At 61.9% G+C, this 24,516-nt stretch carries 29 protein-coding genes and 1 pseudogene; 12 read left to right on the plus strand and 18 right to left on the minus strand.

Features of this window, described 5'->3' with window-relative positions; all coding sequences use genetic code 11:
• Window positions 1-17 precede the first annotated feature (17 nt).
• The 4 genes from NKJ77_RS07845 to NKJ77_RS07860 are packed head-to-tail and all read left to right on the plus strand — an operon-like array spanning window position 18 to window position 3,817.
• Window positions 18-1,022 (plus strand): ABC transporter substrate-binding protein, encoded by a 1,005-nt coding sequence (locus tag NKJ77_RS07845; protein ID WP_352534776.1) that lies wholly within the window; start codon window positions 18-20, stop codon window positions 1,020-1,022.
• Between the two features lie 59 nt (window positions 1,023-1,081).
• On the plus strand, window positions 1,082-1,942 hold the full coding sequence (locus NKJ77_RS07850; protein WP_023835070.1) for an ABC transporter permease: 861 nt from the start codon (window positions 1,082-1,084) through the stop codon (window positions 1,940-1,942).
• 1 nt (window position 1,943) lies between these two features.
• Window positions 1,944-2,744, plus strand: coding sequence for an ABC transporter permease (locus tag NKJ77_RS07855; RefSeq protein ID WP_023716176.1), 801 nt, complete (start codon window positions 1,944-1,946; stop codon window positions 2,742-2,744).
• Window positions 2,741-3,817: an ABC transporter ATP-binding protein gene (locus tag NKJ77_RS07860; protein WP_352534778.1), complete on the plus strand. Its 1,077-nt coding sequence runs from the start codon at window positions 2,741-2,743 to the stop codon at window positions 3,815-3,817. Before NKJ77_RS07855 ends, NKJ77_RS07860 begins: the two co-directional genes overlap by 4 nt.
• A 204-nt stretch (window positions 3,818-4,021) precedes the next feature.
• Here NKJ77_RS07860 and NKJ77_RS07865 read toward each other — a convergent pair whose 3' ends face one another.
• The gene (locus NKJ77_RS07865) at window positions 4,022-4,267 is read right to left on the minus strand and encodes a hypothetical protein (protein ID WP_023804518.1); all 246 of its coding nucleotides are present in this window, start codon (window positions 4,265-4,267) and stop codon (window positions 4,022-4,024) included.
• A 276-nt stretch (window positions 4,268-4,543) separates the two neighbouring features.
• Window positions 4,544-4,780, minus strand: a complete 237-nt coding sequence (locus NKJ77_RS07870; protein WP_023716174.1) for a helix-turn-helix domain-containing protein — start codon at window positions 4,778-4,780, stop codon at window positions 4,544-4,546.
• A gap of 165 nt (window positions 4,781-4,945) precedes the next feature.
• Between NKJ77_RS07870 and NKJ77_RS07875 the strand changes: the two genes are divergently transcribed.
• Window positions 4,946-5,458 carry a helix-turn-helix domain-containing protein gene (locus tag NKJ77_RS07875; protein WP_245260152.1) on the plus strand — a complete coding sequence of 171 codons (513 nt, stop codon included), beginning with the start codon at window positions 4,946-4,948 and terminating at the stop codon, window positions 5,456-5,458.
• 16 nt (window positions 5,459-5,474) lie between these two features.
• Here the strand turns inward: NKJ77_RS07875 and NKJ77_RS07880 are convergent, their stop codons facing one another.
• The 4 genes from NKJ77_RS07880 to NKJ77_RS07895 all read right to left on the minus strand — a co-directional run bounded on the left by NKJ77_RS07880 (window position 5,475) and on the right by NKJ77_RS07895 (window position 9,124).
• Window positions 5,475-6,728 carry a CapA family protein gene (locus NKJ77_RS07880; RefSeq protein WP_352534780.1) on the minus strand — a complete coding sequence of 418 codons (1,254 nt, stop codon included), beginning with the start codon at window positions 6,726-6,728 and terminating at the stop codon, window positions 5,475-5,477.
• 74 nt (window positions 6,729-6,802) lie between these two features.
• On the minus strand, window positions 6,803-7,651 hold the full coding sequence (locus tag NKJ77_RS07885) for a transporter substrate-binding domain-containing protein (RefSeq protein WP_023832145.1): 849 nt from the start codon (window positions 7,649-7,651) through the stop codon (window positions 6,803-6,805).
• Between the two features lie 51 nt (window positions 7,652-7,702).
• Complete coding sequence (locus NKJ77_RS07890) at window positions 7,703-8,452, minus strand: ABC transporter permease (RefSeq protein WP_023832146.1); 750 nt, start codon at window positions 8,450-8,452, stop codon at window positions 7,703-7,705.
• Between the two features lie 12 nt (window positions 8,453-8,464).
• On the minus strand, window positions 8,465-9,124 hold the full coding sequence (locus NKJ77_RS07895) for an ABC transporter permease subunit (protein WP_023832147.1): 660 nt from the start codon (window positions 9,122-9,124) through the stop codon (window positions 8,465-8,467).
• A gap of 272 nt (window positions 9,125-9,396) precedes the next feature.
• Here NKJ77_RS07895 and NKJ77_RS07900 point away from each other — a divergent pair, with 272 nt between their 5' ends.
• Entirely contained in the window at window positions 9,397-10,344 is a 948-nt protein-coding gene (locus NKJ77_RS07900) for a LysR family transcriptional regulator (protein ID WP_023832148.1), read from the plus strand.
• Between the two features lie 158 nt (window positions 10,345-10,502).
• Here the strand turns inward: NKJ77_RS07900 and NKJ77_RS07905 are convergent, their stop codons facing one another.
• Window positions 10,503-11,597 carry a site-specific integrase gene (locus tag NKJ77_RS07905; RefSeq protein ID WP_023835072.1) on the minus strand — a complete coding sequence of 365 codons (1,095 nt, stop codon included), beginning with the start codon at window positions 11,595-11,597 and terminating at the stop codon, window positions 10,503-10,505.
• Between the two features lie 128 nt (window positions 11,598-11,725).
• On the opposite strand from NKJ77_RS07905, the gene dusA reads away from it, so the two are divergent.
• On the plus strand, window positions 11,726-12,718 hold the full coding sequence (dusA, locus tag NKJ77_RS07910) for a tRNA dihydrouridine(20/20a) synthase DusA (RefSeq protein WP_352534784.1): 993 nt from the start codon (window positions 11,726-11,728) through the stop codon (window positions 12,716-12,718).
• A 5-nt stretch (window positions 12,719-12,723) separates the two neighbouring features.
• Here the strand turns inward: dusA and NKJ77_RS07915 are convergent, their stop codons facing one another.
• Together NKJ77_RS07915 and NKJ77_RS07920 are read right to left on the minus strand one after the other, a co-directional pair.
• Window positions 12,724-13,428 carry a TIGR02281 family clan AA aspartic protease gene (locus NKJ77_RS07915; RefSeq protein ID WP_023832151.1) on the minus strand — a complete coding sequence of 235 codons (705 nt, stop codon included), beginning with the start codon at window positions 13,426-13,428 and terminating at the stop codon, window positions 12,724-12,726.
• A 13-nt stretch (window positions 13,429-13,441) separates the two neighbouring features.
• Window positions 13,442-13,675, minus strand: a complete 234-nt coding sequence (locus NKJ77_RS07920) for a DUF1289 domain-containing protein (RefSeq protein WP_031195677.1) — start codon at window positions 13,673-13,675, stop codon at window positions 13,442-13,444.
• A 187-nt stretch (window positions 13,676-13,862) separates the two neighbouring features.
• Between NKJ77_RS07920 and NKJ77_RS07925 the strand changes: the two genes are divergently transcribed.
• A complete protein-coding gene (locus tag NKJ77_RS07925) occupies window positions 13,863-14,861 on the plus strand; it encodes a nicotinate-nucleotide--dimethylbenzimidazole phosphoribosyltransferase (RefSeq protein ID WP_352534787.1) in 999 nt (332 codons plus the stop codon).
• A gap of 9 nt (window positions 14,862-14,870) precedes the next feature.
• Here NKJ77_RS07925 and NKJ77_RS07930 read toward each other — a convergent pair whose 3' ends face one another.
• On the minus strand, window positions 14,871-16,394 hold the full coding sequence (locus NKJ77_RS07930) for a sensor histidine kinase (RefSeq protein WP_023832154.1): 1,524 nt from the start codon (window positions 16,392-16,394) through the stop codon (window positions 14,871-14,873).
• Window positions 16,395-16,469: 75 nt separating this feature from the next.
• Between NKJ77_RS07930 and NKJ77_RS07935 the strand changes: the two genes are divergently transcribed.
• The 4 genes from NKJ77_RS07935 to NKJ77_RS07950 all read left to right on the plus strand — a co-directional run bounded on the left by NKJ77_RS07935 (window position 16,470) and on the right by NKJ77_RS07950 (window position 18,996).
• Window positions 16,470-17,093: a thermonuclease family protein gene (locus tag NKJ77_RS07935; protein WP_023832155.1), complete on the plus strand. Its 624-nt coding sequence runs from the start codon at window positions 16,470-16,472 to the stop codon at window positions 17,091-17,093.
• A 39-nt stretch (window positions 17,094-17,132) separates the two neighbouring features.
• Entirely contained in the window at window positions 17,133-17,744 is a 612-nt protein-coding gene (locus NKJ77_RS07940) for a glutathione S-transferase (protein ID WP_023708349.1), read from the plus strand.
• Window positions 17,744-18,361 carry a uracil-DNA glycosylase family protein gene (locus tag NKJ77_RS07945; protein ID WP_023708350.1) on the plus strand — a complete coding sequence of 206 codons (618 nt, stop codon included), beginning with the start codon at window positions 17,744-17,746 and terminating at the stop codon, window positions 18,359-18,361. The genes NKJ77_RS07940 and NKJ77_RS07945 overlap by 1 nt, the downstream gene beginning before the upstream one ends.
• A gap of 143 nt (window positions 18,362-18,504) precedes the next feature.
• Window positions 18,505-18,996, plus strand: a complete 492-nt coding sequence (locus NKJ77_RS07950) for an Lrp/AsnC family transcriptional regulator (RefSeq protein ID WP_023832156.1) — start codon at window positions 18,505-18,507, stop codon at window positions 18,994-18,996.
• A gap of 47 nt (window positions 18,997-19,043) precedes the next feature.
• On the opposite strand, the gene NKJ77_RS07955 is transcribed toward NKJ77_RS07950, so the two are convergent.
• The 8 genes and pseudogenes from NKJ77_RS07955 to NKJ77_RS07990 all read right to left on the minus strand — a co-directional run bounded on the left by NKJ77_RS07955 (window position 19,044) and on the right by NKJ77_RS07990 (window position 24,296).
• Complete coding sequence (locus tag NKJ77_RS07955) at window positions 19,044-19,613, minus strand: DUF3299 domain-containing protein (protein WP_352534790.1); 570 nt, start codon at window positions 19,611-19,613, stop codon at window positions 19,044-19,046.
• A 46-nt stretch (window positions 19,614-19,659) separates the two neighbouring features.
• Window positions 19,660-19,905 carry a GNAT family N-acetyltransferase gene (locus NKJ77_RS07960; protein ID WP_280791736.1) on the minus strand — a complete coding sequence of 82 codons (246 nt, stop codon included), beginning with the start codon at window positions 19,903-19,905 and terminating at the stop codon, window positions 19,660-19,662.
• Between the two features lie 18 nt (window positions 19,906-19,923).
• Window positions 19,924-20,244: a hypothetical protein gene (locus NKJ77_RS07965; RefSeq protein WP_245266171.1), complete on the minus strand. Its 321-nt coding sequence runs from the start codon at window positions 20,242-20,244 to the stop codon at window positions 19,924-19,926.
• Window positions 20,204-20,908 (minus strand): annotated as a pseudogene (locus tag NKJ77_RS07970) (DNA alkylation repair protein). The gene NKJ77_RS07965 and the pseudogene NKJ77_RS07970 overlap by 41 nt, the downstream one beginning before the upstream one ends.
• 9 nt (window positions 20,909-20,917) lie before the next feature.
• Window positions 20,918-21,787: an NAD(P)-dependent oxidoreductase gene (locus NKJ77_RS07975; protein ID WP_023755279.1), complete on the minus strand. Its 870-nt coding sequence runs from the start codon at window positions 21,785-21,787 to the stop codon at window positions 20,918-20,920.
• Window positions 21,788-21,891: 104 nt separating this feature from the next.
• Window positions 21,892-22,722 (minus strand): ABC transporter permease, encoded by an 831-nt coding sequence (locus NKJ77_RS07980; protein WP_023832158.1) that lies wholly within the window; start codon window positions 22,720-22,722, stop codon window positions 21,892-21,894.
• Window positions 22,719-23,435: an ABC transporter permease gene (locus NKJ77_RS07985; RefSeq protein WP_023669007.1), complete on the minus strand. Its 717-nt coding sequence runs from the start codon at window positions 23,433-23,435 to the stop codon at window positions 22,719-22,721. Before NKJ77_RS07985 ends, NKJ77_RS07980 begins: the two co-directional genes overlap by 4 nt.
• Window positions 23,436-23,510: 75 nt before the next feature.
• Entirely contained in the window at window positions 23,511-24,296 is a 786-nt protein-coding gene (locus NKJ77_RS07990) for an ABC transporter substrate-binding protein (protein ID WP_023688509.1), read from the minus strand.
• Window positions 24,297-24,516 lie beyond the last annotated feature (220 nt).

A 24,516-nucleotide genomic window follows, 5' to 3' on the forward strand; every position in this document is an offset into this window, starting at 1 on the left:
AACAGAGGAGAATGAGAATGAAATTGATTTTGACCGGCCTGCTGGCCGGACTGCTCGCGGCGACAGCCGCCAAGGCCGATGAGATGGCGTTCACCAGCTGGGGCGGCACCACGCAGGAGGCGCAGACCAAGTCCTGGGCCGCCCCCTTCGAGGCCAGCTCCGGCATCAAGGTTTTGCAGGATGGACCGACCGACTACGGCAAGCTCAAGGCCATGGTCGACGCCGGCAACGTCACCTGGGATGTCGTCGACGTGGAGATGGATTTCGCCATCAAGGCCGCCAAGGACGGACTGCTCGAGCCGATCGACTATGCGGTCGTGCCCAAGACCGATCTCGACCCGCGCTTCAGCAATGAGCATGCCGTCGGCAGCTTCTACTATTCCTTCGTGCTCGCCTGGAACAAGGGCGCCGTCCCGGGCGAACCGGCCGGCTGGGCCGACATGTTCGACACCAAGAAGTTTCCCGGCAAGCGGACCTTCTACAAATGGTCGGCGCCGGGCGTGATCGAGATCGCTCTGCTGGCCGACGGCGTGCCGGCGGACAAGCTCTATCCGCTCGACCTCGACCGTGCCTTCAAGAAGCTCGACACCATCAAGTCCGACATCGTCTGGTGGGGCGGCGGCGCCGAGTCGCAGCAGTTGATCGCCTCCGGCGAGGCCGCCTTCGGGCAATTGTGGAACGGGCGCGTCTTCGCCCTTCAGCAGGACGGCACCGATGTCGGCGTCTCCTGGAACCAGAACCTCACCGCCGCCGACGTGCTCGTCGTGCCGAAGGGTACCAAGAACAAGGCCAGCGCGATGAAGTTCCTTGCCGCCGCCACCAGCCCGACCGGCCAAGCGAAATTCGCCGAAGCAAGCGGCTATGCGCCCATCAACACCAAGGCCAAGGCGGAGATGCCGGCCGATTCCGTCAAGGCCCTGCCAGATGCCCATGTCGAGGGCCAGATCAACCTGGACATGAACTACTGGGCCGAGCATCGCGACGAGATCGCGACGCGCTGGTATGCCTGGCAGACCAAGTAACGCCGTTGCAGACCGACGGGGCGCGGCTTGCGCGCCCCGTTTCGAGACAGGACCGCTCGATGCAAGGAAATTCTCCTAGACGCGGCTCGATCGTCGGCCTGCCGACCGGCAGTGGCAGCGCCTTGCCGGCCCTGCTCCTGGTCGGGCTGTTCTTTATCGTGCCGGTGGTCGCCCTGCTGCTGCGCAGCGTCACCGATCCCGAACCGGGCTTACAGAACTACGCGGCGCTGTTCGGCAGCGGCACCTATGTGCGGGTGTTCCTCAACACCTTTCTGGTTGCATCGGTCGTAACCGCCGTCACCATCCTGGTGGCGTTCCCCGTCGCCTGGATGCTGGCGATCATGCCGCCCGCCCTGGGCTCGATCGTCTTCGGCATCATCATCCTGTCTATGTGGACGAACCTTCTTACCCGCACCTATGCGTGGATGGTGCTGCTGCAGCGCACCGGTGTCATTAACCGGGCACTGATGGGCCTGGGCATCATTCACGAACCGCTGCCGCTCATCAACAATCTGGCCGGCGTCACCATCGGCATGGTCTACATCATGCTGCCCTTCATGATCCTGCCGCTGGTCGGCACACTGAGGTCGATAGACCCGATGACGCTGCGCGCGGCAGCCCTTTGCGGCGCAAGCGCGTTCGAGGCCTTCCGCCGCATCCTCTTGCCGCTGTCGCTTCCCGGCGTCGCTGCTGGCGGCCTGATGGTCTTCGTCATGTCGCTTGGCTACTTCGTCACCCCGGCCCTGCTCGGTGGCACATCGAACATGATGCTGGCCGAGATGATCGCCCAGACGGTGCAGTCGCTGCTCAACTGGGGGCTCGGCAGTGCGGCCGCCTTTGTCCTGCTTGCCGTCACCATGGCGCTCTACGCGATCCAGTTTCGCCTGGTTGGGGCCAGGCGCGCCGGGGGAGGGACCTGACATGCTGCTCGACTATGAACGGCTCGGATGGCTGCGGATGGTGCTTGGCGGCTTCACGGCGGCCGTCACGGCTTTCCTGCTGCTGCCGGTGGTCTTCATCGTGCTCCTGTCATTCGGCTCGTCGCGCTGGCTGGCCTTTCCGCCACCCGGCTGGACGCTGAAATGGTATCAGCAATTGCTGGGCGACCCGACCTGGATCGATGCCGCTCTGACCAGTGCCCGAATTGCCGCCATGGCCGCTATCCTCGCCGTCATCATCGGCCTGTTCGCCTCCTTCAGCCTGGTCAGGGGTGAGTTTCGCGGACGCCAGGTCCTGCGCGGCTTGCTGTTGACGCCGATGGTGCTGCCGGTGGTCGTTTTCGCCATCGCCATCTACGCCTTCTTCCTGCGCATCGGCCTTGCCGGCACCACGGTCGGCTTCGTCATCGCCCACACCATCTTGGCGCTGCCTTTCGCCATCATTCCGATCACGGCCGCGCTCGAGGGTTTTGACAAATCCATCGAGGACGCGGCCATCGTCTGCGGCGCCAGCCCGCTGCAGGCGAGGCTTAGGATCACCTTGCCGTCGATCAGGATCGGCATCTTCTCGGCGGCGATCTTCTCTTTCCTGGCCTCATGGGACGAGGTCGTGGTGGCGATCTTCATGGCGAGCCCGAGCTTGCAAACCTTGCCGGTGAAAATCTGGGGCAGCCTGCGCGCCGACCTCAGCCCGGTCGTCGCCGCCGCCTCCAGCCTGCTTGTCGGCTTGACCTTGTGCCTGATGATCGTGACCGCACTCCTTCGCAGAAAATTGACCAGATGATCCCTCCCTTCCTGTCCATACGCGCAGTAAGAAAGACGTTCGGTGCCTTCGTCGCCGTCCACGACGTCACCGTCGATGTGCCCAAGGGCGAGTTCCTGACGTTCCTCGGCCCGTCGGGCTCCGGCAAGTCGACCACGCTGTACGCCATCGCCGGTTTCCAGGATCCGAGCTCGGGCGATGTGCTCCTGGAGGACAGATCGCTGCTTTCGGTGCCGTCGCACAAGCGCAACATCGGTATGGTGTTCCAGCGCTACACCCTTTTTCCGCATCTGAGCGTCGCCGAGAACGTCGCCTTTCCGCTGCGCGTGCGCCGCCGGCCCGACGGTGAGGTCAAGCGCAAGGTTGCCGACATGCTGGCGCTGGTGCGCCTCGAAAACTTCGCCGACCGCCATCCGGGCGCGCTGTCTGGCGGCCAGCAGCAGCGCGTGGCGCTTGCACGCGCGCTGGCCTACGACCCACCGATCCTCTTGATGGACGAACCGCTGTCGGCACTCGACAAGAAGTTGCGCCAGGAGATCCAGGCCGAGATCCGCCGCATCCACCGCGAGACAGGCGTCACGATCCTCTATGTCACGCATGACCAGGAGGAGGCGCTGCATCTTTCGGATCGCATCGCTCTGTTCAGGGAAGGCCGTATCGAACAGATCGGCACCGGTGAGGATCTTTACCTCCGGCCGGCGAGCGAGTTTGTCGCCGGCTTCATCGGCAACTCGAATTTCCTGCCGGCCGAGCATCTGCTAACCGCAGGTAGCGCGTCGACGGTCCGCCTGGCCGACGGCTCGATCGTGACCGGCGTAAAGACGACAACATCCTTTGGTCAAGGTCAAAAGGTGCGCCTGATGGTACGCCCCGAAGCCTTCCGCCTGACGCCCGGGCCAGCGAGCGCAGCACTCGGCGTCGAGATCGTCGATACCGCCTTCTTCGGCGACCGCCGGCGCATCGTGGCGCGCACGGCGGCCGGAGAAGATATCGACGTCAGGCCAACCTCCGATGCAGAGGAAGCGGACAGCGCCATCGCACCGGGTCAACGCATTTTCTTCGATCCTGCCTCGGCATTCCTGTTCCCTGGCTAGGGCTTGGATTGCGCCCTGTCAGGTCGATTCCATTGCGGCATGAAAGTCCGCTTGTGAAAATTCGTGCTTAGAAGCTGACAGTCCCCTTTCGGCCCCTTTTCAGTCGTTCAATGTCACCTGTGCGGATGGCCGCACCTAGTGCAAAAAGCAAGCGGGACGTCGGCGATGAGATTTAGACGATCGCTCGAAGCTGCGCGTTGTTCGCTATTGCCGTTTGGCCAAGCGCACGCCAGCGCCACCGCCGTTTTCCGAAATGAACTCGATGCCCGCCCTTTCCAGGGCACCACGGATCGCATTCCGATTTGCTATTGTGATTGGAGGGACGCCATCCGCAGCTTCTGCGCGCCTAACTGTGGCTACTCCCACGCTCGCCGCATCGGCCAAATCTTCGGCACTCCAACGTATTAATCCTCGCGCTCCTCTGATCTGGGCGCCCATAATTTCTTTCATATCATCTAATTTCAAGTTGATCACTTATGGCTCATGTGATATGAAATCGCTCACATAGTTTTTCTGCTTCCAAAGTTTCATAGGAGCAGGGGCTCACATTTGGACTCGGCTGAGGACGTGCGTCGGGGAGTCATCCCAGCCTGACCACAACCAAGCTTCAGGAAACTCGGATCATGGCTGATTCCGACAATACCACGACTTTGCCTCTCGTCACCCGCCGGAGGGTAGTTGTGGCGGTTGCAGCTGCGAGAACCTGTCCTTCCGCCAACGGGACATTCAAGCCTGAGGATCTAAGAGCCGAACACCTTCACCCTTTTGACCAGCGGATAAGAATTCGACACCCGCCTTTATCAGGGCCGCCTCAATGGCCTGCAAAGTGCTGATCCGGGAATCTACCTTGCCGTTTTCCAACCGGGTCAGAGCGTTCAGCGACACGATTGCCTTGTCCGCAAGCTCCTGCTGCGACCAACCAAGCAAAGCTCGTGCGGCTCGAATCTGTCGTGGACTGACCATGAGGCCACAATCGGCAGGCAGATTTTCTTTGCCACCAATAGGGTCATTTTGCACCCCATAAGGTATATAAAATGGCGAGTCGACCTGCAGATCACATCGGTGCGGAGAGCCCGGCGCGTGGCGACAGACTCTCTGTCCGGCTGACTAATGGAGGATCGAAAGGCCTTGTTGAAACCGCAACGCTCAGTCCTCCTTCGGACGGGGCCGAAGCCGAAGATCGAAAGCGACCCGCATCCCGCCGATCAGCATGTCGGCAGGCAGATTGCGACGGTTCGCGTCCAATCGGACGTATCGCAAGCCCAGCTTGCCCGATCCATCGGCATCAGTTTCCAGCAGCTGCAGAAATACGAGAACGCGCGCAATCGCGTGAGCGCGTCGATGCTCTACGAGATCGCCAGTTCGCTCGGCGTTCCTGTCGGCCGCTTCTTTGAAGGCCTGCCGGGAAACGATGAAACCCGCGTCGAGGCGCGGCCCCTGCCGGTCGATGAGCGCCTGGATTTCATTGCCAGCGCGGAGGGTCGGCGACTGATTGAAGGGCTAGTGAAACTTCCGCCGCGTGTGCGCGGTCGCGTCTCGTCCCTGATCGCGGCGTTAGGAGAAGAACTGGCCCAGCTAGACACAAAGGCAGATAGCGAGACGGGCGGCGAGTCCCCGCCGGCGGAATGCAAGACGGTGTGAGCGGTCGGTCGGGCCGTCAGCCGAATTTTCGTGCAGCGGGCAGGGCGATGCGGCCGCAAGTCGGGGACACTTCGATTTCGACGCCGAACGCCCGCGATCGGGTCGCGAATCCCTCGAGGATGTCTCGCGCCGCGCTTCCAGCGACGGCGACGGGTACCAATCTGCCCGTTGCTGATCCGAGAGACTGAGCTTTCGCGCCGATCACGACGGGCAGGAGGTCTATTCCTGCGAGGTTTCCGCTCCCATCATAGCGGCAGGCCGCGACGATGCTTTGCCAGACTTCCGGTGGATCCCATTCGGTTTCCTTCGGGTGGACGTGGAAAAGGAAATTTCCGAGGCCGTAGAAGATCGGCGAGCCATTGTAGATTTCCACTGCCTGCAGCACCGGAGCACCGTGGCTGACGAACAGGTTGGCGCCGGCGTCGATGCACATCCTGGCAAAGACCTGCACCCAGCGCGGCACGTTCTGCCAACCTGGTTCCCAATGATGGTGGTGCAGATAGGCAATGACGAAATCGCCTTGTGCCGCGGCGTGCCGGATGGCGGACAGATGGATGGCTGCGCTCTGCTGGTCGACTTCGATGAGGCGGCCGAAATCGGCGGCTTGCGTGAACACGGTGCCGTAGAAATTGATCTCCTTGCCGGCTGCCACCTCTACCGGGTCCTCCGGTTGCGCATAGTTGGCCAGTTCAAACGGGGAGCTTTGCAAATGGGCGCCCAGCCTTGCCAGTCTGCTGAAATGTCCGTCCGGCACCCCCATCTTGCGAACGGTGCTCAGGCGATTGACGCCCGGCCGAGCCGGCCGGAAGGCCGTACGGTCTTCGGCATACATGTTGGTCGGGCCAGGGCCTGCATCCATCGCAAGAAGTGCGACCTCGCGCGCGCCCAGCTGGCGGCGGCCCGGTTTCCTCGCATCCGTCTCGTCGGCCCCGATGCCGGCATGGAGGAAGCCCCGCGCTTCCACCTCCTCCAGCGTCGACAGGATGCCGCCAACGCCGAGATCGAAGGCGTGGTTGTTTGCGAGCGCAAGCGCGTTGAAACCGTTCGCCTGCAATGCGTCGAGCACTTCAGCCCTGGAATATCCGAAGTATTTGCCCTTGGTCGGCCACCCGCCGTGCTTGCCCAGGATCGTCGACTCGAAGTTGGTGAAGACGACGTCGCCTTGTCGCAGGAAGTCCGTAACCGCGATGAAGCGTTCGTCTTTGATGTCACGGATATCGTGCTTGATCAGGGATTGGCCGGTAACGACCGCGCAGAACTGGTCTTTCATGGGGCTCGCCTTGAAGGAGGGGAGGGCGCTGGCATTCCGGCCGGCGCCACGTCAATGTCGAAGTCGGTTGCTGCCTATTGCGCGACTGCAGGCGAGATATCGCTTTTGAACCATTTCAGGCTCAGCGCCTTGATCGTCCCATCCTTGGTGGCCGCGTCGATGGCCGCGTTGAACCTGGCGAGCAACTCCGTATCGTCTTTGCGCAGACCTGCGCCGACGCCCGGCCCCCAGAGCCCGCCATTCAGTTCAGGGCCGAAAAACACCACATCCGAACCGGAAGGCGTCTCCAGGAAATCCCGCCAGGTGAAGTAGTCGGCGAGACCGCCGTCGATGCGACCCGCGGCAAGATCGAGCTTCATGTTGTCCTGGCTGTCATAACTGCGGATGGTCACGACATCGCCCAGCATTTCCTTCACGACCGCTTCCGAATTTGACGAGCGCAGGGCCCCGATCGCCTTGCCGGCGAGTGTCGATCTGAGGCGTTCAATGGTCGCCTTCTCCTTGTCCCCGATAGTCGAGAGGTTGACCTTCTGCTTGATGTCGCCAGGATCGAGACCCAGGTTCTTGCGCACAACGAACTGGTTGAAGCCGGTGGCGTAGGGAACGGAGAATGCGATCTTCTGCTTGCGCTTTTCCGTGATCGCCATGCCGGACATGATGACGTCGAACTTGCCGACAAGCAGTGCCGGGATGATCCCGTCCCAATCCTGCGGGACAAAGGTACATTTGATCTCGATGCGACGGCACAGCTCCTGTCCAACATCGATATCGTAACCGTAGAGTTGACCGTTCGCGTCGGTGCTGTCCCAAGGCGGCGAGGCGCCTTCGGAGGCGATCGAAATGACGCGCTCGCTTTCGGCGCTCGCCGGGAATGCCGACATCAGGGATGCGATAGAAACAGCAATAGCCAGGGGTATGCGCATGATGCACCTCTTCGTTGGTTTGGATAGGAAGGGCTGCCAAAAACCCGCAGGTCAGGGCAGGGGCGTCGTGATCTCTGGGTCAGGTAGGGCGGGGCGCAATCGCGCCTTTCGTCGACGCACCGGATGGCCGTCCGTCGACAGCCGCCGTTCCAGGAATTGGATCGCCTTTACGGAAATCGATGTCAGCGATAGATAGATCGCTCCGGCGACGATGAAGATCTCGTAGGGCGCGAACGTCGTCGAAACCATCTGTCTCGCCATGCCGGTGATTTCGAGCAGCGTAACGGTGCTCGCCAGGGACGAACCCTTGATCATCCCGACGATCTCGTTCCCATAAGCCGGAAGCGAAATCCTGAAAGCGATCGGGAAGGTGACCAGGCGAGCGATCTGCAAGCGTTTCAAGCCGAGAGACGTGGCCGCCTCGGTGACACCCTTAGGTACGGACTGGAGACCCCGGCACAGGATCTCGGTGGTGTGTGCCGCGCTGTTCAGCGAGAATGTCAAAAGGGCGCACCAGAAAGGATCGCGCAGGATGACCCAGAAGATGCTGGCTCGCACCGCCTCGATCTGAGCGAGGCCATAATAGAGCAGGAAGAGTTGAACCAGCATCGGCGTGCCGCGTATGACATAGGTGTATGCCAGCACCGAGAGCGAGAGGCCGGGACGTCCGAACGCGCGGATGAAGGCCAGCGGCACGGACAGAAGAAATCCGGCAGTCAGTGACAAGACCGTCAGGGTCAATGTGAGACCAACACCGGAAGGCAGGACAACCAGTGCGTCAAACATCAGGCCGAGGTTCATGGTCGCTCCCTCCTACCGGCCGAGGGCCGGATAACGTCGCTCAGCCAGCCGGATCGACAGCAGCGTGACGGTGGTCAGCGAGAGGTAGAGAGCGGCGGCGGCAAGGTAAAAGGTCAATGGTGCGCGCAAGGATCCGGCCCCCACATACGCAACGCGCATGATGTCGGTCAGACCGACGATGGAGACCAGCGCGGTATCCTTGAAGAGCGAGATCCAGAGATTGCCATAGGCCGGCAGCGCCAGCCGCAGCATCTGCGGTCCGATGATGAACACCCAGCGCTGCCAGGCGTTCAGCCCAAGCGACTTTGCCGCTTCGGTTTGACCCGCGGGTACCGCCGCAATCGCGCCGCGAAACACTTCGGTCGCATAGCCGCTGAAGACGACCGAGAGCGCGATAACGCCTGCGGTGAATGCGTTCACCTCCACGTACCGGCCGGCGATCTTGCTGGCAAGGGTCGTTCCGCCGAAGTAGATGAGCAGGATAATGAGAAGTTCTGGCACACCACGGACAACCGTCGTGTAGGCCGTCACGACGCTGTTGAGGCGCGGCTGTGCCGTGCCCTTCGAAATGGCCAGAAACAGCCCGAATGCCGTACCCAGGCAGCCGCTGACAAGAGCCAGGCTTATGGTCACGGTGAGTGCGACAACAAACTGAGTAGTAAAACCACCCATGGGGCGCTTTCCTCGACTCGCAATACCGCAGGATACGCCGGCCCTTTGTCGCGCGGACTCAGACGTATAACCCAAGGTTGCGAATTGTTATATTGGTAATTTGGAGTTAATTTGAGATATTAGTTCATTCTATCGCTTGAAATTGCGCACTCAATCTATAATTTTTATTATTTTATCTATAACGCACCGTTATATACTGAGGAGGTTCGTTGCTTCCCAGGTTGGCGTTATCTCCTTCCCGGGTGGCGTTATCAGGGAAAGGAGCGCAGGGAATGGAGTTGCTGCAGAGCGACCTGAAGCTCCGTCAACTGAAGGTCTTCCGAGAGGTGTTGCGGGCCGGTTCGACAAGGCGAGCGGCGGCAGCGCTCGGGATAAGCCAGCCGGCCGTCAGTCAACATGTGAAGCAACTCGAGACCACGCTCGGCATCACACTCTTCAAGAGATCAGCCAACCGCATCGTCCCCTTGCAGGAAGCCTGGGAACTCCTGCGAAACGTGGAACTTGCCCTGACGTCGCTGGATCGGCTGGAAGCGTCGATCTTCGCTATGAAGAACGAGGAAAAGCAGAGGATTGCGATTGCCGCGCCTTCTGTTTTCGGTTTCGTGACCTTGCCCAAGGTCGTGGCGATCATCCACTCAAAGACCGCCTCGAATGTCCGGTCACTTTCGGGAAGCTACGAGCAGATCGGCGAGCACATCCTGTCAGGGCGTGCCGAACTCGGAATCTCGAGGCTGCCCTTGGATCCAAATCTGTTTGAGTGGGCGCCGCTTGGGTCGGCACGAAACGTATGCATCTTTCATCCCGACCACCGTTTTTCAAAACAGACCTGTATCGATGCTCACGACCTGGCAGGCGAAACGATCGTTGACATCGATCCCCAGTTCGCCGCCCATCAAATGAACTTCAATGCCTTACGCTTCGCCGGCGTTGAGCCGGACATACTGGTAGAATTCGATTGCAACGGTCACGAAGCCGGATACGTCTCGGCTGGCCTAGGCATTTCGATAACCAATGAGATCATTGCGCGTGAGTACGCGGCGTTTCACTTGGGAATAAGGCCAGTGGAGCCGTCCGCGCTCTATCACTACGTTGCGATTTGGCAGAAGGGCCGGACCTTTTCCAGCGTATTGAATGTCTCGCTCGAGGCGATCATCGCTGCGTTTTCCACGGAGCCGCCTGCGGTTTCCTTTGGAAGCGCCAATTTATTGGCGGTCGGCTAGGCTGCCCTCGCAGCTCTTGACCGTGTGCAGGGTTTCCGGCTGAGATGCGTATGTCAACGCAACATCTTCCAATCCTTGCGACCCGTGACAACATCGCTCAATCCATCCTGGATTCGTCGTTGTCCTCCCAGCAACGGCGGATGTCTGGCAATGTGGTATTAACCGATTGCTTGCCGCAACTCCGCATGTGGCGGTGTTTGTTGAAGCCTCGCCGCGATCACATGAAGTTGCTCCGGCCTCAAGTGGGTATACCGGCGGAGCATCTTCCAATCCTTGTGCCCGGTGACCATGGCGACCTGCTCGATGGTGAAGCCAGCTTCGAACAGGCGGCTTGTGCCTTCGTGACGCAGGTCGTGAAAGTGCAGATCCTCGATCTCAAGTTCATGACAGGCACGTCGGAAGGCGGTTCCGGCCGACTTCCCATTGTAGGGGAAGATGCGTCCCTTTCCCTCAGTGGAGAAACGCTGCTCTTCGAGGATCGCGCGGGCGTCGTAACCACTCACATCGAGGAGCGGGATACGCATGTGATTGCCCTTTTTGTGGCGTGGGTCCTTGCGATCTCGTATCAGCAGGGTGTTGTTGCGGTCGTTCAGGTCCTCCCACGTGGCGTTGCAGATTTCCCCGAGCCGCATGGCGGTGGCGATCGCAAAGCGGATGATCTTGTCGACGGGGATAATCTGGAAGTTGTTTTCTCTGAAGTACCGGATCAGGGCCTCTATCTCGCCAAGTGTCGGTCGCCGATCGCGTTCGTTGCCCTTGCCAACAAGACCCAAGCGGGCGAGGGCGACACGACCAAGTTCCACCGGCTCCGCTGAATAAGGCAGTCCATGCACAGCCGCGCCGTGCACCAGCAATGTCCGGATGTATCCGATGTCTATTCCAACGGTGACAGGTCCGGCGCCTTCCTCGGCTCGTTCCTTGCCGAACTTTATGACCTGTTCGCGACTGAGATCCGCGATGTTGAGCCTTCCGAGCCTGGCTCGTAGCAGGTCCAGGCTGAATGCCTTCGAACGCCCGATCAACTTGCCAACTTCCGTCATATCGGCGATATGCAGGTCGATCAGGTCGGAGACCGTTTTGATCCCGTCCTTGTGCTTGGGAGCAGGCTTCTGACCCAGGTCGATTTCTCGCTCAATTCGGCGCGCCCACATCTCGGCGTCCTTGCGGAACGAGAAGCTGGTGCTGAGGTAGTGGCCCTTGCAGCGAACCTGCACACGCCACTTGCCGGAAGCCAACTTGTTGATGGATGCCATGGGTGGTCTCTTTTTCGTGCACGCTGTGTGCACAGGGAGGGGTACAAAATGCGAAAACTGACGGATATCGTGTCGTACAAACGGCGAACGTGTGCACGTTTTAAGGCCCTGAAAATACGAGAAAAAGCGTGATAAATCAAGACCATAGGATTTCCGTTGCGCCTATGATGGATTGGACCGACCGGCATTGCCGGTTCTTCCACCGCCAGTTGACGCGGCGTGCGCTGCTCTACACCGAAATGGTGGTGGCGGACGCCGTCATCCATGGTACGCGCGAGCGGCTGCTTGGTTTTGACGAGACCGAACATCCGGTGGCACTGCAACTCGGTGGCTCCGATGCGCAAAAGCTGGCTGAGGCGGCGCGCATCGGCGAGGGCTTCGGTTACGACGAGATCAATCTCAATGTCGGCTGTCCGTCCGACCGCGTCCAGTCCGGCACGTTCGGCGCCTGCCTGATGAAAGTGCCTGACCTCGTCGCCAATTGTGTGGCGGCGATGAAGGCGGCGGTGAAAATCCCGGTGACGGTCAAATGCCGCATCGGCGTCGACGAGCAGGATCCGGAGCCCGCGCTCGACGCGCTGGCCGACGGCGTTTTCGCGGCCGGCGCCGACGCGCTGTGGGTGCATGCGCGCAAGGCTTGGCTGGAGGGTCTGAGCCCGAAGGAAAATCGCGACATCCCGCCGCTCGACTATGACAGGGTCTATCGCCTCAAGGCTAGAAAATCGAACAAATTCATTGGCATCAATGGCGGCGTTCAATCGCTCGAAGAGGCGGCTCGCCACCTCGATCATGTCGATGGCGCCATGCTTGGCCGCGCCGCCTACCACACGCCAGGCATCCTGGCCGGCGTCGACGCGGCATTCTACGGCGACAAGGCCGGCGCCTACGATTTTGCCGCGCTGATCGACACGATGGCCGACTACGCCGCGCGGCATATCGAGCAGGGCGGGCGGCTCGGCCACGTCACCCGCCACATGGTCGGGCTGTTCCACGGCCTGCCGGGCGCGCGCCGCTTCCGGCAGATACTGTCCACCGACGCGACGAAACCCGGCGCCGGACCGGATGTGCTGAAGGCAGCGTTCGCTGCCGTCGATTTCGACCGTGTTGAAAAGGCCGCTTAGGCAGTTCAGTCGCGCAGAATCATCCGGTCGCCGCGCACGTCGAAACCCGACAGGGAACCGATGAAGTTCATGCCGAGCAGGCTCTGGCTGAGCGCGCCGGGCGCGGCGACCATCACCTGCATGTTCTTGCGCACGATGCCGCCGATCGCCAGTTCGTCGGTGCGCACCGAAGCGGCGCGTGCCATGCCATTGGCGGTCGAGACCGGGACGGTGAAGCTCAGCGCTGCCGGATTGAAGCCGGCCGCCTCCGCGTCTTCGGCGGTGAGCACTGTACTGGTCGCGCCGGTATCGACGACGGTGCGGATCGGCGCGCCGTTGATCGTGATGCGGGCCTCGAAATGGCCGCTGTCGGCCTTGTCCAGGGTCACGGTGGCATGGCCGTCCTCGACGCCGAGCGCCAGCGGGCTGCCGGGAACGAGGCCCGCCGTCACCCGGCTGGCGAAATCCTGCAACTCGTAGCGGTACTGGTAGCCGGCGACGAGCGCCAGCACGATCAGGGCCCACGTGCCGAGATTGCGGGCCATGACGCCGAGCGGCCTGCCGGACCGGACAAGGCCGGCGCTGACGAGCAAGCCGATCGCCCCCAGCCAGACCAGACGGCTGAAATCGTAATTCTCGATGCCGAACGTGCTGCCGGCGTCGTTGTTGATCATAAGCAGCACCAGCCCGAGGCCGATTGCCGCCATCACCATCCAGAACAGTCGGTTCATTGGACCTGCCGTTTCAAGAGAGGACGCCGCGCTCGCGCGCCATGCGGCTGCGGCGTGTTTCCCGGCGCGGCCGGCGCTCGACCGTTTCCAATCGGGCCGGCAACTCGGCCATGACGCTGCGGCGTAGCTCCGGCGTCATGCCCATCCAGGCGCCGATTTCATCACGCGTGCGGCCACAGCCGAAGCAGAAGCCGGTTTTCATGTCGATCGAACAGACCAGGATGCACGGGGATTCGATGGCCGTCATGACTTTCTCTTGCAGGTTCCGTCCGGAATCCCTCGTTCCATCTCCACATGGTGCAACGGCAAAGCCAATGCAAGCCCTTCGGAATGCGGCGCGGGCAACCGCTTTCGCGCCAATGTCGAGGGGAGTTGTGCCGGCCGGGCAAGGCGGTTATGCCGCTGATCAACCACAGGGGATGATCAGGACCGACATGACCAGCGCGCTGCCCTTCGACGATTTTCGCAATCTGCTGGCGAGCCTGCCGGCTGCCGATACAGTCGCGCAAAACAGGGTGCGCACCGTGTTTTCCAAGGCCGACAAGCCGAAAGCCTCGCTTGGCCGCATCGAGGACATCGCCGCCTGGCTTGCTGCCTGGAGCGGGCGCGCCCCGCCGGCGGTGAACCGGCCCCTGATGGCGATCTTCGCCGGCAACCATGGCGTGACCCGCCACGGCATCTCGCCGCGCCCTGTCGCTGCGACCGCAAACGCCGTTGAGCTGTGCGCTGCCGGCGGTGCGGCAATCAACCAGATCTGCGTCGCCAACAATCTTGGCCTCAAGGTGTTCGATCTGGCGCTGCACATTGCGACCGCCGACATCACCGAGGACGCCGCCCTCGACGAACGCGGCTGCGCCGCCACCATGGCCTTCGGGATGGAAGCCATCGCCGGTGGCGCCGATCTGATTTGCCTCGGCGATCTCGGCGTCGGCAACTCCACCGTTGCGGCGGCCTTGTGCGTGGCCCTGTTCGGCGGCAGCGGAGCCGACTGGGTCGGCCCCGGCTCCGGTGCCGACGCGGCCATGCAGGCGCGCAAGGCTGATGCAGCCGATGCAGCCGTCGCCTTCCATGGTGCGGCTCTGAAGGACCCGTTGGAAGCACTGCGCCGGGTCGGGGGCCGCGAGTTTGCGGCCATTGCCGGCGCCATCCTCGCCGCCCGGATGCAAAAAATCCCGGTGCTGCTCGACGGCTTCGCCGCGACCGCCGCCGCTGCCGTGCTGCATGCCGCCAACCCAGGTGCGCTCGACCATTGCCTGCTGGCCAGTCTGTCACCGGAGCCCGGCCAAAGGCTTGCCGCCGAGCGGCTCGGCCTCAGGCCGCTGTTCGATCTCGGCATCAGCCATGGCGAAGGGGTAGGGGCCGCCCTTGCCGCCGGTCTGGTCAAGGCGGCGGCGCTTACCAGTTCGGGCATGGCGGCGGCGGTCAAAGCCTAGAACAAGCTGTCAGCGTCGGCGAGCCGCCGCGACCGCCTTTGTCGGCAGCGCCGGCAGTTCCTCCATCACTCGGGCGAGCGGGAAGATGGCGATTGCCTCGGTGCCTTCGCGCAATTTCGACTGAAGTTCGAATTCGCCGCCATGCATGGCGAGCAGGCCCTGCACAATCGGCAGTCCGAGCCCGGTGCCCTGTTCGGCGCTCTTGATGGCGATCGAGCCCTGGCCGAAGGCCGACAGCACGATCGGGATTTCGTCTTCCGGTATGCCCGGCCCATTGTCCTTGACCGAAATGTACTGGCCGCCGCCCGCCGTCCAGCCGACGCGCACGCGAACTTCGCCGCCGGTGGCGGTGAATTTGATGGCATTGGACAGGAGGTTGAGCGTGATCTGCCGCACCGCGCGCTCGTCGGCGAACAGCCGCGGCAGGGCACTTTCGAAATCCTGGACGATGCGGATGTCCTTGTTGCGCGCCTTCAATTCCATCATGTGGCAGCAATCTTCGGCGATGTTGAGCAGCATCACCGGCTCTTCGTTGAGCTGATAGCGGCCGGCCTCGATGCGCGACAGATCGAGGATTTCGTTGATCAGGTCGAGCAGATGCTGGCCGGAATCGTGCACGTCGCGGGCGTAGTCGCGATAGGTCGGGTTGCTCATCGGCCCGAGCACCTCATTGGCCATCACCTCGGAAAAACCGAGAATGGCGTTGAGGGGCGTCCTCAGCTCATGGCTCATAGAAGCAAGGAAGCGCGACTTCGCCAGATTGGCGTCTTCGGCCCGCCGACGAGCTTCGTCCGACATCGATTTCGCTGTCTCCACCTCGGCGAGCAGCGCGTCCTTTTCGGAGCGGAAGGACAGAAGTATCAGCGACGAGCGGTTGAGATGGCGCGCGATATAGGCAAAGAACGGCAATGCCGCGACCAGCAGGGCGACCATGATCGTCCCGACCGGCACCCAAAATTTCGTTTCAGCATAGGCATAGACCGCCACCGGAACGACGAAGGTGGCAAGCAGAGAGCCACGCAAGGACGACGCCATGATAGCGGTCGCCGCCATGGCCAGCAGCAGCACCACCGCCTTGGCGGCCTGGAACTGGTCGATCTGGCAGGTGGCGCAGCCGAGCCATGCGAACCACGCCCAGCCGAGGCCGCACAGCGAATGTCCGATCAGGAATTCCCTGCGGGTGCGAACAGGATTGAGCTCGGCGGCTTCGGTGCGCTCGACGCGGCGCGCCATGAAGGCGACGATCGAATAGCAGATCAGGGTGAACAGCGCCCAGACGCTGATCTGTTTGTCCACACCGGCCAGCAGCCCGGCCGCCGCGAACGCCAACACCAGCAGTGGGATGATGGCTGCGCCGCGCACCATGGTCCCGGCATGCAGCTTCAGCAGCTCGCGGTCGAAGTCGAGATTGCCGACCTGCTGCGAAAGACGGTCGCGCGTCTTGCGCACCGCGCGCGCCACATCGCTGTTGCGGTGCGGTTTCCGGCGGTCCACAATGAATTTATCCGCTGTGTTCGAGCGTAGCAGAGGCATGGAAACTTCGATTTATGCGCGCAGCGATCTCAATTCGTTAAGCTACGTTCGAATGATTAAGAGACTGTTTGCCATATGAGCCGTTCGTGGTCGCCAAGGCCGCGCCGGCGATACCATCCGCCGCCGCCGCGAAGCCTGTGGCGCAAGCTGCTGGATTACGCGCTGACGGTCATTCTGCTCGGCCTGCTGATCCTGCTCGCCGCACGCCTCGACCGTTTCGAGACGCGCAAGGCGCAAGGGGCGGCGATCGTCAACGATGGCGATTCACTCACCCTTGGCACCGAACGTATCCGCATGCGCGGCATCGACGCTCCGGAATACCAGCAGATCTGCCGTAGGGATGGCGCAGACTACGCTTGCGGCAGGCTGGCACGCCAGGCGCTGGTGCGGCTGATATCAGGCAATCCGGTGACCTGCAGCGGCTGGCAGCGCGACCGCTACGGCCGCCTGCTCGGCGATTGTAAGGCCGGTGGCAAGGATCTCAACCGGGCCCAGGTTGAGGCCGGCTGGGCCATTGCCTATGGCGATTTCGACGCCGAGCAGGCCATTGCCCGCGCCGGCAAGGTTGGCATCTGGGCCGGCACTTTCGATGCGCCGCAAGAGTGGCGCGAAAGCCACCACGACGGCCCGCTCGAAAGAAAGCACGGCACGCTGGCTTCGGTCGGTGATGCCTTGCGAGAGATGTTTCGCTTCTGGTGACGAGCACTATAGTTGAAGGACCAGATCGGGAGGATAAGCATGAAACTGTTCGACGGCGGCCGCGCCCCCAACCCGCGGCGAGTACGGGTTTTCCTCGCCGAGAAGGGCATCGCAGTGCCGCTGGTGCCGGTCGACATGGGTGCGATGGGGCACAAGCAGGAACCGGTCAGGTCGCGCAACCCGCTGCAGCGGCTGCCGGTGCTCGAGCTCGACGACGGCACCATTCTCACCGAATCCGTCGCCATCTGCCGCTATTTCGAGGAACTGCATCCCGAACCGGCGCTGTTCGGGCAAGGCGCGCTCGGCAAGGCCAAGGTCGAGATGTGGCAAAGGCGCATGGAGTTCAATCTGCTCAGCTGCGTCGCCCAGGCTTTTCGCCACATCCATCCGGCGATGAAGGAATGGGAAATTCCGCAGATCCCCGAATGGGGCGAGGCCAACAAGGCGAAAGCGGTTGAATTCCTGAAACTGCTCGACCCCGAACTGGCAAACCGCGAATTCGCCGCCGGCGACGCCTATTCGATCGCCGATATCACCGGCATGATCGCCATGGATTTCATGAAACCGGCGCGCATCAAAGTGCCGGACGAGTGCACAAACGTGCTGCGCTGGTACAGTGCCGTCTCCAGTCGCCCGAGCGCTTCCGCCTGATGGAGGCGGAACTCGAACGCCTGACGGCAAAGGTCCGCGCCTGCCGCATCTGCGTCGACACTCCAGTCGGCAGGCCACTGCCGCACGAGCCGCGCCCGGTGCTGCTGCCATCATCCAGCGCCCGCATCCTGCTCGCCGGCCAGGCGCCAGGCACAAAGGTGCATTCGTCCGGCATGCCGTTCACCGACGCGTCCGGCGACCGCTTGCGAAGCTGGCTGGGCGTAACCAGCGAGGAATTCTACGACACGGAAAAATTCGCCATCGTGCCGATGGGGTTCTGCTTCCCCGGCCAGGACGCAAAGGGCGGCGACCTGCCGCCGCGCCGAGAATGCGCGCTGGCCTGGCGCGCGCCGCTGATGGCGCTGATGCCGCAGATCGACCTCGTCTTGACAATCGGCTCCTACGCGCAATCCTGGCATATGGGCGCCACGCGCCGGCCGTCGCTGACCGAAACCGTGAAGGACTGGCGCACCATCTGGGATGCGCCGGCCAGCCTGAAAGTGCTGCCGCTGCCACACCCGTCATGGCGCAACTCAGGATGGCTGAAGCAGAATCCATGGTTTGAAATGGATTTGCTGCCGTTTCTGAGATCGGAAATCCGCTATCGCATAGATTAGACTTTAAGCAAGATATCACTCGCTTTTGTGCCATCCGGCAGAATTTCTTTCTTGTGAAAGGTCGAAATAAGAGGGAGTATAGCCAATCTATTCCCAAAGCGCGTCGCGCCCGAGGGAACGCGGCCTGCACCAGGAGCACCTTAATGGATCGCCTCGACAGAAAAATTCTCCGCCTCCTGCAGGAGGACGCGACGCTCGCGGTTGCCGATGTCGCCAAGAAAGTCGGCCTGTCGACGACGCCGTGCTGGCGCCGCATCCAGAAGCTGGAGGAAGAGGGCGTCATCAAGCGGCGCGTCGCCATCCTCGACCACGAAAAGGTCAATGTGCGCGTCACCGCCTTCGTGTCGATCCGCACCAATTCGCACAGCCATGAATGGCTGCGGCGTTTCTCGGAAGTCATCCAGGAATTTCCCGAAGTGGTCGAATTCTACCGCATGAGCGGCGACGTCGACTATCTCCTGCGCGTCGTGGTGCCCGACATCGCCGCGTATGACGCCTTCTACAAGCGGCTGATCGCCAAGATCGAGATCCGCGACGTATCGTCGTCCTTCGCCATGGAGCAGATCAAGTACACGACCGAAATGCCGCTCGACTACATGCTGCTGGACAAGGAATCCGGCGCCAACGCGGCCTGAGCGCGGTTGTCCGTGACTGGGCGGTGACGCTGCACAGCAGGCGGCGCTTAGTCTTTCTTTTTGTTGAGGAAACTCCAGGGCGAGTTGACCGGCAGCGTGATCGTGTCCGGCACCGTGTCGACTGCCACCACATCGGCTTTGCGTACGGTGTAGCCGGACTGGATGATGCTGACGCCGTCGAGAATGAACAACTGGCTCTTCTCCAAGCCGGGCCGCAAGGCGCCGGTCACGGCAACCGACTCATAGGACTGCGACATCTTGTAGGGACGGGCCGGCGTCACCAGCACGATCTGGTTGGGCGGCGGCGTCGGCATGTGGCTGCAAGCGCCTGTCCACGGCACCAGCAGGAATTGGTAGACGAGATCGCCATCACGGTCGACCGGCAATGCGTAGCCGGCTAATTGTACTATCTTGTCTTGCAGGTTGAGCGACAATGTCTCGCCACGATCGGGCAGTTTTGCCGCAATCATCGGCAGGCCGGCATCTTCGGCCACCGCCTGCGTCGCAGGACGCAGATCTTTCCAGAAGATGTGCGCGGTTTGGCCTGAGGCGTTGGTAGCGGTGAACACCAACAACGCGGCTGCAAGCGCCAAGGTCGATTTGAGAGGACTGCTCATCGGCCGCTTCCTTTGTGCAGGAGTAAAGACGCCGCGGCCGATCGCGTCAACGCTCGAGCCGCATCACATGTCTGCGAGAGCCGGCCATGCCGACCTCATGGAACCCGCGAGCGATGAACATGTCGCGAAACCCCATGAAACGGTAGCTCGGCGATGCCTCGCCGACCGGGTAGGCCTCGATCACGCCGGCGCCCTTGGCAAAGGCGTGATCTATGGCAGCGTCAAGCAGCGCGGCCGCCAGCCCGCCGCCGCGCAGCGCCCTTGGCACATAGAAGCAGACGATCGACCAGATGCCGGTCTCGTCATCGTCCTATTGCGACGTCAGCTTCCGATATGTCTGGCGCGGCGCGACCGAGCACCAGCCGACGGTCTTGCCGTCAATCTGGGCCAAGATTCCGACCGGCGTGCCGGCCTCGACAAGCGCCATCATGGCCCGTTTCAACTCGGCGTGCTGAACATGCTCGCGGCGGCCGGGCAGGGGCCGCCAGGCCATGCACCAGCAATACTTCGGACGCCCTTGCGCTTCGAAGAGGCCTTCGAAATCGGCGCGCGTCTGCCGCGTCACCTCGGTGAACCGGACGTTGGCCAGGTCAGCCTTTTCTGGGGGCGATCCGCTCGATGATCTTGGCATTGGTGAGTTCCCGTACGGCGTCCTTGCCAATCCAGCGAGCCGTCTTGTCGGTCTACTGGGCCAGCCGTTCGGCCACGGCAAGGGCAGCACCGTGCATCTCCAACGATCGCTTGCCGATCGAACGAAGCGCCCAGTTTGCCGCCTTCTTCACGAAATTGCGGCTGTCGGCGGCATGCGCTTCGATGATCGGCAGGAAGCCGAGGAAAGTCGCCACCGGCTCCTGCTTCCGGTGCACGACGGACCACGCCATCATCGCAAAGGCCGTGCGTCGAACGAACTCGCGCTCGTCCGCCGCGAACTCTTCAATCAGCTCCTTCCAGGCGTCCGTGTCGACGAAGAGATCGGAGACGCCGTCGACGATATCCCAGGAATCGAAGGACGCGGCCCATTGTCGTGCATCCGCGGCTGAGAAGCGCTTCGGGTCGGCCGTGACGGAAGCGATGAACTGCGCCTCCATGATGCCGGTCTGCCAAAGCTCGAAAGCACGCTCGTGGTTGCGCTTGATCTTTTTGGCGATCTGCCGCTGCATGCCATGCGAGATGCCGAGCGCGCGCTCGATCTTGATGCCGTAGCGCAGCATACCGCGGCGATTGTCCTCCGAGCCGATCGAGCGCAAATGGGCGACGATCTCATCGGCGCTCGATTGGGGCGAAAGCTCGGCCATTGCGAACGCCTATTTTTCCAGGCGCGCCAGCAGGGACGAGGTGTCCCAGCGCTTGCCGCCCATCGCCTGCACATCCTTGTAGAACTGGTCGACAAGGGCGGTCACCGGCAGTCTCGCGCCATTGCGGTCGGCTTCATCGAGGCAGATGCCGAGATCCTTGCGCATCCAGTCGACGGCAAAGCCGAAATCATATTTACCGGCATTCATCGTCTTGTGGCGGTTCTCCATCTGCCAGGACCCGGCAGCGCCCTTGGAAATCACCTCGATGACCTTCTCGATGTCGAGCCCGGCCTTCTTGCCGAAATGGATGCCTTCGGCCAGTCCCTGAACCAGCCCGGCAATGGTGATCTGATTGATCATTTTCGTGAGCTGGCCGGCGCCCGACGGACCCATCAGCCCGACCATCCGGGCAAAGGCGTCGATGACCGGCCTGGCCTTGTCGAAGGCAGCCTGCTCGCCGCCGACCATCACCGTCAGCACGCCGTTCTCGGCGCCCGCCTGCCCGCCGGAAACCGGCGCGTCGAGGAAGGAAAAGCCGGCCTTTTCAGCGGCGTCGGCCAGTTCGCGCGCGACTTCGGCCGAGGCGGTGGTGTTGTCGATGAAAACGGAGCCTTTTTTTATCGCGGCGAAGGCGCCATCGGCCCCGGTCGTCACCGAGCGCAGATCGTCGTCATTGCCGACGCAGGAGAAGACGAAATCCTGGCCCTCTGCGGCCTCTGCCGGCGTCAAAGCAAGCTTGCCGCCATGCTGGGCAACCCATTGCTCGGCTTTCGCTGCGGTGCGGTTGTAGACGGTGACCTCATGGCCACCTTTGTTCCTGAGGTGCCCGGCCATGGGATAGCCCATCACGCCAAGACCGAGAAATGCCACAGATGCCATGGGTTTGCCCTTCAGATGAAAGCGAAATTGTCAGCGCAAGCTCTAGGCACTGCACACAATTCGTCAAGACGCGCATGAGCCGATCGACTGGTACAGCCGACCGCTCAGCGGATCAGATGAATGGTGATCCGTCGCTCGATCCATTCGACGCCGTGGCGCAGGATCTCGACCATCACCAGATAGACGATGGCGACCCAGACATAGGCCTGGAAGTCGAAGGACTTGGCGTAGGCGAGCTTCGCGTTGCCCATCAAATCATAGACGGTGATGATGGCAACGATGGCAGAGGCCTTGATCATCAAGACGAGCTCGTTGCCGTAGGGTCGGAGCGCCACGATAAACGCTTGCGGCAGGATGACCTTGCGCAGCGTCTGCAGCTTGTGCAGGCCGAGCGAAGCAGCGCCCTCCCATTGGCCCCTCGGAACACTCTCGATGGCGCCGCGCAGGATTTCGGCCTGGTAGGCGGCGGTGTTGAGCGCGAAGGCGAACACACCGCAATTGAAGGCGTCGCGGAAGAACCACCACAGCCCGACGGATTCGAGCTGCACCCGGAATGAGCCCAGGCCGTAATAGACGAGATAGACCTGGACCAGCAGCGGCGTGCCGCGGAAGAAGTAGACGTAGCAATAGGCCAGGACGGACAGATAGCGGTTCTTCGACATGCGGGCATAGGTGACGGGCAGCGAAAAAAGCGCGCCGAGCACCATCGAGATGGCCACCAGCGCAAGCGTGGTTCCCAAGCCCTGCAGATAGGCCGGCGCGTATCTGGCGAAGAATTCGCCATTCCAAGCGTAAACCAGATAGACGGCGATGCCGATGCCGAACAGGATCCAGAAGCCGACCAGCGCGTAGCCGACGATACGGGCCCGCGGCCAGCCTCGCGCCCGTGGTGGTGGCTTCTCGATGCCGACGGCGGCGCGCGTCACGACGCTCATCGTGCCTCCCTCCTCCCGAGCGAACGCAGGATGAAGCCGGTGGCGATCGACGACAGGATGGCAAGGATAAGGAACACCATCGCCGCGACGCTGTAGAACAGGAAGGAATGTTTGGTGACACGGGCCGCCACGCCGGCGTTGCGCAAGGTTTCAGCCAGATTGACGACCGACACCAGGGCCGTGTCCTTGAGCAGGCTCAGCCAGCAATTCTCAAGGCCGGGGAAGGCGATGCGCAGCAGCTGCGGCAGGATCACCTTGCGCATCGTCTGCCATTTCGACAGCCCGATCGCATAGCCGCCCTCATACTGGCCCTTCGGAATGGCGCGAAAGGCCGACAGGAAGACTTCGCTGGAATACGACGAAAAGATCAGCGACAGCACGATCATGCCGGCGAGGAAGCTGTCGACATCGACCGTCGCTTCCGGCCTGAACAGACGGATGACATACTGCAAGAGGATCGGCATGCCGAAGAAGAACAGGAAAAGCGTCACCAGTTCCGGCAGTCCGCGAAACACCGTGGTGTAGATGTTGGCAGCCACGCGAAGCGACGGCTCTTCGGATTGTTTTGCCCAGGCGACGAAAAAGCCGATCGTCAGGCCGATCGGCAGTGTCGCCAGCGCGAGCGCAATGGTGACCAGTGCGCCATAGGCAATATCGTCAATCCAGCCATCGGGTCCCCAAGTGAGAAGTATCCATATGTTCTGGCTTGGCATTGACGGGTCTTGTCTCCACTTCTGTCAGGCCAAGGCGGCAGCAGGAAATTTCCCCTGCCGCCTTGTTTCAGACGATCAGGACTCGGCGCCGAAGACGTCGAACTTGAAGTACTTGTCGTTGATTTCCTTGTACTTTCCGTTGGCGCGGATTGCGTCGATGGCGCTGTTCAACTTGTTGACCAGATCCGTCTCGCCCTTGCGCACGGCGATGCCGGCGCCCGGTCCAAAGATATCGACCGGCTGCGGCGAAGGCTGGCCGAGAATCTTGCAGCAGGCGCCATCAGGCGAATCCAGGAACTGTTGCAACACGACGATATCGTCCTCGATCGCGTCGAGACGGCCATTGGCGAGATCAGCCTGCTCTTCGGGGCTGCTCGGATAGCCCTTGACCGTGCTGTCCGTATAGGTTTTCGAGGCATAATTGAAATGCGTCGTGGTGGTTGCGACGCCGATGGTCTTGCCGGCCAGGTCTTCCTTGGTCACGCCCTTGAGGGTCGAATCCTTGGGTACCGCGATCGCCGACGGCGTGTTGTAGTATTTGTGGGTGAAGTCGACCTTCTCGGCGCGCTCCGGCGTGATCGACATCGAGGCGACGATGGCGTCGAACTTGCCGGCCTGCAGGGCCGGAATGATGCCGTCCCAATCCTGGGCGACGAAGGTGCACTTGACCTTCATCTCGTCGCAGAGCGCCTTGGCGATGTCGATGTCGAAGCCCACGAGCTGGCCGTCGGAGGTCAGGTTGTTGAATGGAGGGTAGGCGCCTTCGGTGCCGATTCTCAGGGTCGTTTCCTGAGCCTGGGCGACGCCGAGCGTCAGCAGCGCAGCCGATGCGGCGAGCGCGATACGCAGTGCAATACGCATGATAGTCCTCTCTTTATGGCTCCCGGCCGTCGTTCCGGAACGGCTCTGTGGGGCGGTGCTTTTGACCGCCCGCTGGCGCGATACTCCCACTGTTTTCGGGAGAAAAGCAACTGTAAAACCGTTGCTTGCGGGATTTGCGGGTCCAGCCAATGCTGACGCCGGGTTAATGCATGTCGCCCAAAAGTGTGCAGCGGTTTTGGGACAACGACATGCATAAATA

Source organism: Mesorhizobium sp. M0052 (assembly GCF_040323255.1).
GTDB lineage: Bacteria > Pseudomonadota > Alphaproteobacteria > Rhizobiales > Rhizobiaceae > Mesorhizobium.